The organism is Xanthomonas sp. BRIP62418 (assembly GCF_003993495.1).
Taxonomy (GTDB): domain Bacteria; phylum Pseudomonadota; class Gammaproteobacteria; order Xanthomonadales; family Xanthomonadaceae; genus Xanthomonas; species Xanthomonas euroxanthea.
The window spans coordinates 1-5,387 of record NZ_QEZG01000050.1; the positions used below are offsets into that span (position 1 = coordinate 1).

Below are 5,387 nucleotides of genomic sequence, written 5' to 3' on the forward strand. Positions count from 1 at the left end.
TCCCCAATCCCCGCCCCAACCCCTAATGCCGCACCCGCCGTCCAGGCGCGCGCACGGCGGTCGCCTCCACCGCCAGCGTAAAGCCGCGCTCTTCGCCACCCTGCATCGCGCCCACGTCCACGACCTGGCGCCTGATCTCCTCGCCCTTGCCGTTACGCACCACCACCACCACGGTGTATTCCCACGGATCGCCATCGGCGGGATGGCGGATGGTGCCGTCCACCTTGAGCGGCACGATCGGGGCCGGCTGTGCGTGCTGCACCGCCGCCGAGTCGAAGCGCAGGTGGTGCTTGCACGCAGGGCAGACGCTGGCGCTTTCCAGGATCGTCGCCTTGCAATGCGGGCAGCTGCGCGTGGCACCGGGCGTGCCCGGGCGGAGCGCGGTCATGTGGCGTCGCTGTCTCCGCTGACAACCGGCTTGGCCGTCCCGACCGCTTTGCCGGTGTCCTCGCCCCAGCCGAAATCGGCCTGGCCGCGCATGCGCGCACCCGAGGCCACGGTCAGGCTGCCGGCCTTGACGTCGCCGACCAGCACGCCGGAGGTCTGCAGTTCCACCTGCGCGGCCGATTCGATATTGCCCTCCAGCTCGCCGGCGATGATCACCTTGTTGGCACGGACGCCGCCGTTGAGCTTGGCGCCACGCTCGATGGTGAGATCGCCCTTGACGTTGACATCGCCCTTGAAGCGGCCAGCCAGGCGTACGTGCCCGGCGCCCTCGATCTTGCCTTCGATGCTGATGTCGGCGGCGATCAGCGACTCCTTGGCCTCGCCGTGGCGCTGCGGTGCAGGCGCTGCGGGCGCGGCACTGGGCGCGGGGGCAGGGACCGGCGGCGCCGGGCTGGCCTCGGCAGTGAACAGCCGCCCATCGGCCGCGGGGACCTCAGCTGCTGAGGGAACGCCGTCTTTCTTGTTGGGACCTTGATCGCGCCACATCGACATCGGACTGCCTCGCCAGGGGATCAAAGCCGACTATCGCCGCGCGGACCGATCTTTTGTGTGACGGATTGCGCAAACCAAGGTCGATGGCGCGCGTGCTCAGTCCACTGCGGGCCTGGCCGCGCCGTGCCGCTCGACCCGGTTACGGCCGCCGCGCTTGGCCACGTACAAGGCCGCATCGGCCTTCCGGAGCAGGCTGGCTCCCAGTTCGCCATCGACCGGGAAGCTGGCCACGCCGATCGAGGCCGTCACCCGCGGCAACGCGCGCTGGCCGTCGCTGACTGCCAGCGCCGCGATATGGCCGCGAATGGCCTCGGCCACACGCGCTGCCTCGGCGCCGTCGGCCTCGGGAAGAATGACCGTGAATTCTTCGCCGCCATAGCGGCAGGCCACGTCTTCGGCGCGCAACCGGGTCAGCAGCAACTCGCCCAGCGCCGCCAGCAACAGGTCGCCGCCGGCGTGGCCCTGGCTGTCGTTGAATTGCTTGAAGTGGTCCACGTCCAGCATCAGCACCGACAACGGCAGGCTGCGGCGTGCGCAGCGCGCCAGCTCGTGGCTGAGCGATTCTTCCAGATAGCGGCGGTTGTACAACCCGGTCAGCGGGTCGCGAATCGACTGCCGGCGCAGCGATTCGCGCAGGCGCAGGTTGCTCAGCGCCAACGACAGCTGTTCGGCGGCCGCCTCGGCGATTTCCAGCCGCGGCATCGGCCCCGGGCCCGGCGAAGACAGGAACAGGAAGCCGAGCTGGGTGCCTTGCGCAGACATCGGCAGGCATGCGGTGGTGACGGCGCTGCCGTGCTCGGGCGCGCCGATATGCGCACATGGTGCATCCCGTGCCAGGTCTTCGATGATGTGCGGTTGACCGCGGCGCAGCGCCCAGCACTCTTCAGGCAACAGATGCGGCGCGCTGTGCACCAGCGGCTCGCCCCAGTGGCTGATCGCCTCGGCGCGATCCTGCGAGGCACGCAGCAGATAGACGCTGCCGGCAACGCCCGGCAGCAGGCTGGCCAGGGTGCGGCTGGTCACCACCAGCGCCTCTTCCGCGCTGATGCAGCCCTGCAGCAGGCCGGTGTAGCGGCTGAGCAGATTCAGATCGGCGGTACTGCGTTGCAGCGCCACGACGCTGTCGGCCAACTCGCGATTGGCCTGCGCCGCCTCTTTCTCGGCCTGCGAGCGATGCCGCAGCTCGCGCATCAGCAGGGCATAGACAAGGCCGACCACCGCCAGCCCGAACGGGATGCCGGCCAGTGCCAGCACCAGCAACAAGGCCGCACTCTGCCGGCTGCTTTCGGCGCGTTGCGTCAACAGTTCCTGCTCGCGTTGCACCATGGTCAGCGCTTGCTCGCGGATCGCGCTGGTGGTGCGGAAGGCGGTCTGGCGGATGCCGGCACGCGCCGGCTCCAGGCCGTCCTGTGCGTACACGTCCAGGACATGCTGGATCTGCTGCAGTCGCGTTTCCACCAGTCGCCGCAAGCTGTCCAGGTGCTGCACCTGGTCGGGGTTGTCGGCAATCAGGCGACGCAGGTTGTCGAGCAGGATCGGCAGGCGCTCGACGCTGGTCTGATAGTCGAGCAGATAGGCATCGTTGCCGGTCAGCAGAAAGCCGCGCTGCGCCGATTCGGCGTCCAGCACACGCGCCTGGATCTCGTCGACCCGGCCGATCACTTCATGCGTATGCGAGACCAGTGCCGCGTCGGCCAGTGAGCGGCGGGCACCGACAAAGATGCCGACACCGATGGCGATGAAGATCAGGGCGGAAAACGCCAGCGCCAACTGGTTGCGGCGGCGCGCAGTGAAAGAGAAGGGCATGAACGGATGCTAGCCCGCCAGACTGGACAACACGAGGTTGCCGTTGGCAGGACGCAGATGCGCCGGCGTAATCTGGCCGGCACATCTGCAAACTGTTGAGACGGTCACACGGTCGATCAGTGCTGCGGATGTTCGGCGTCGTGCTTGTCGGCGTTCTGCTCGGCCTTGTTGGCCATCTCGCGGGTCTTGTCGGCGGTGGCATCTGCGGCGTTGGCGGTTGCGCGGCTCGCATCGGCGGCCAGTTCACGTGCTGCCACGCGTGCATCGGCGGTGGCGGCCTTGGCCTGCACGGCTGCGCGATCGGCAGCCTGTTCGGTCGCAGCCGCCGCGTGCTTGGCAGCGGAGGCGGCATCGCGTTGGGCCTGCTCGGCGTCAGGGCCCTGGCAAGCGGCGAGAGTGAAAGCGGCAATGGCGCTCAACGACAGCATGCGGATCGTCTTCATGGGTGGTCCTGTTCCTGTTCCGGTGTTGGAAGGCGGAGCTTATGCACCCACCGATGCAGCCGGCGTCAATGCGCTGCCGGCCATTCAGCCGGTAGGCGGCATGCGCCATCCACGCCGCGACATGGCGCGCGTTCGACGGTTTGGACAGCGACGCAACCCGCTCACGGCAAATCGCAGGCAAAGAAAAAGCCGCTGGAAACCAGCGGCTTTCTCCGAACTCGCTTGGAGCTAAGAAGTGATTACTTCTTGGCTTCTTCGGCGGTGTCCTTAGCAGCTTCGGCGGTGTCTTCAGCCGTCTTGGCAGCGTCGGCAGCCTGGTCAGCAGCAGCGTCGGTGGCGGCGCCGGAAGCAGCCTGAGCAGCGTCAGCAGCGGTGTCAGCCGAAGCAGCGGCAGTGTTGGCAGCAGCCTGAGCGGCGTCAGCCGACTGCGAGCCCGAGGCAGAAGCCTGGTCAGCAGCGGTCTGAGCGTCGGCAGCGGCTTCGTTAGCCGAAGCAGCAGCGTCCTGAGCCTGTTCCGGCTTCGAGCAAGCGGTCAGGGCCAGGCCCAGAGCCATTGCGATCAGCAGCTTGTTAATGGTCATTGTTTCAATCCTCGTCGTTAGATTAGGCAACGCGCTATTGCGCGCCCCCGACATGATGACGGTCCAAAGACCAGTGTCAAGCGTACGCGCATTCAGTTTTGCAAAATCGCCGTTAAAAACAATTAAATCAATTCGATAGCGATGGCAGTCGCCTCGCCGCCGCCGATGCACAAGGTCGCGATTCCGCGCTTGCCACCGCGCGTGCGCAACGCATTCACCAATGTCACCACCAGGCGGGCGCCGGATGCGCCGATCGGATGCCCCAATGCGCAGGCACCGCCGTTGACGTTGACCTTGTCGTGCGAAATGCCCAGCTCGGCGATCGGCGTCATCGCCACCACCGCGAATGCTTCGTTGATTTCGAACAGATCCACTTCGTCCAGTTGCCAGCCGATTTTGCCGATCAAGGTCTGGATCGCAGCGACCGGGGCGGTGGTGAACCACTCAGGTTCCTGTGAGTGGGTGACATGCCCCACGATGCGTGCCAATGGCGCGATGCCACGCCGTTGCGCCTCGTCTGCGCGCATCAGCACGGTGATCGCCGCGCCATCGGAGATGCTCGACGAACTGGCGGCGGTGACACTGCCGTCCTTCTTGAAGGCCGGCTTCAGGGTCGGAATCTTGGCGATGTCGGATTTGCCGGGTTGCTCGTCGCTGTCGACGACCACCTCGCCCTTGCGCGTGGCCACCGTGACCGGAACGATTTCATCGGCGAACGCGCCGCTGCGCTGCGCCGCCTGCGCGCGTTCGACCGAGGCGATCGCAAACGCATCCTGATCGGCACGGCTGAAACCGAACTTCTCGGCGGTGGCCTCGCCGAACACGCCCATCGCCTGGCCGTCGTAGGGATTGGTCAGGCCGTCCCAGGCCATGTGGTCGACCGCCTGGAAGTTGCCGTAGCGGTTGCCGGTGCGCGAGTTGGGCAGCAGATGCGGCGCGTTGCTCATCGACTCCATGCCGCCGGCGACCACGATGCTGGCCGAACCGGCCTTGATCAGGTCGTGGCCGAACATGATCGCCTTCATGCCCGAGCCGCACACCTTGTTGATGGTGGTGGCGCCGGTCGAGGTGGGGATGCCTGCGGCAATCGCCGCCTGCCGTGCCGGTGCCTGGCCCAGGTTGGCCGGCAGGACGCAGCCGACGATGACTTCTGAGATGTCGGCCGGCGCGACGCCGGACTGCGCCAGCGCACCTTCGATCGCGGCGGCGGCGAGTGTCGGCGCCGGCACACCGTTGAATTGACCAAGGAACGAGCCGATGGCAGTGCGTTTGGCAGCAACGATGACGATGTCGGACATGAGGAGATACCGTTGAAAGTGAAACGATTATCTGCCTCGCGCCCGGTTCGCGCCAGCACGTGCCGATGCGGCGCCATGCGCTACGCACTCAGTTGCGACAGGGGTGTGAGGATGCAGTATAAAGACGGCGTTCGGGCCCGGGACTGGGCCCTATCCATGGAATGGGTTCGGGGAGAACATCCAAATGCAGAAGAGAGACGTCGCCAGGACTGTCCTGGCCTCGGCGTTGGCCGTGGCATTGACCGCGTGTGGCGGCGGTGGCGGGGGCGGTGGTATCCGGCCGAGCACGCCGACGGCACCGCCACCGACCTCGCCACCTG

At 66.8% G+C, this 5,387-nt stretch carries 6 protein-coding genes; all 6 read right to left on the minus strand.

Translation table 11 applies throughout. The features are described 5' to 3' along the window. Positions 1 to 22: 22 nt before the first annotated feature. The gene (locus EO174_RS20075) at positions 23 to 388 is read right to left on the minus strand and encodes a hypothetical protein (RefSeq protein ID WP_119128983.1); all 366 of its coding nucleotides are present in this window, start codon (positions 386 to 388) and stop codon (positions 23 to 25) included. Further along, positions 385 to 939, minus strand: coding sequence for a polymer-forming cytoskeletal protein (locus EO174_RS20080; RefSeq protein WP_126946956.1), 555 nt, complete (start codon positions 937 to 939; stop codon positions 385 to 387). Before EO174_RS20080 ends, EO174_RS20075 begins: the two co-directional genes overlap by 4 nt. 96 nt (positions 940 to 1,035) lie before the next feature. Further along, entirely contained in the window at positions 1,036 to 2,745 is a 1,710-nt protein-coding gene (locus EO174_RS20085) for a diguanylate cyclase (protein ID WP_126946959.1), read from the minus strand. Positions 2,746 to 2,861: 116 nt separating this feature from the next. Next, on the minus strand, positions 2,862 to 3,188 hold the full coding sequence (locus tag EO174_RS20090; RefSeq protein WP_104585817.1) for a hypothetical protein: 327 nt from the start codon (positions 3,186 to 3,188) through the stop codon (positions 2,862 to 2,864). Positions 3,189 to 3,427: 239 nt separating this feature from the next. Continuing rightward, the gene (locus EO174_RS20100; RefSeq protein ID WP_104585815.1) at positions 3,428 to 3,769 is read right to left on the minus strand and encodes a hypothetical protein; all 342 of its coding nucleotides are present in this window, start codon (positions 3,767 to 3,769) and stop codon (positions 3,428 to 3,430) included. 122 nt (positions 3,770 to 3,891) lie between these two features. Beyond that, a complete protein-coding gene (locus EO174_RS20105) occupies positions 3,892 to 5,067 on the minus strand; it encodes an acetyl-CoA C-acyltransferase (RefSeq protein WP_104650539.1) in 1,176 nt (391 codons plus the stop codon). Between the last annotated feature and the right edge of the window lie 320 nt (positions 5,068 to 5,387).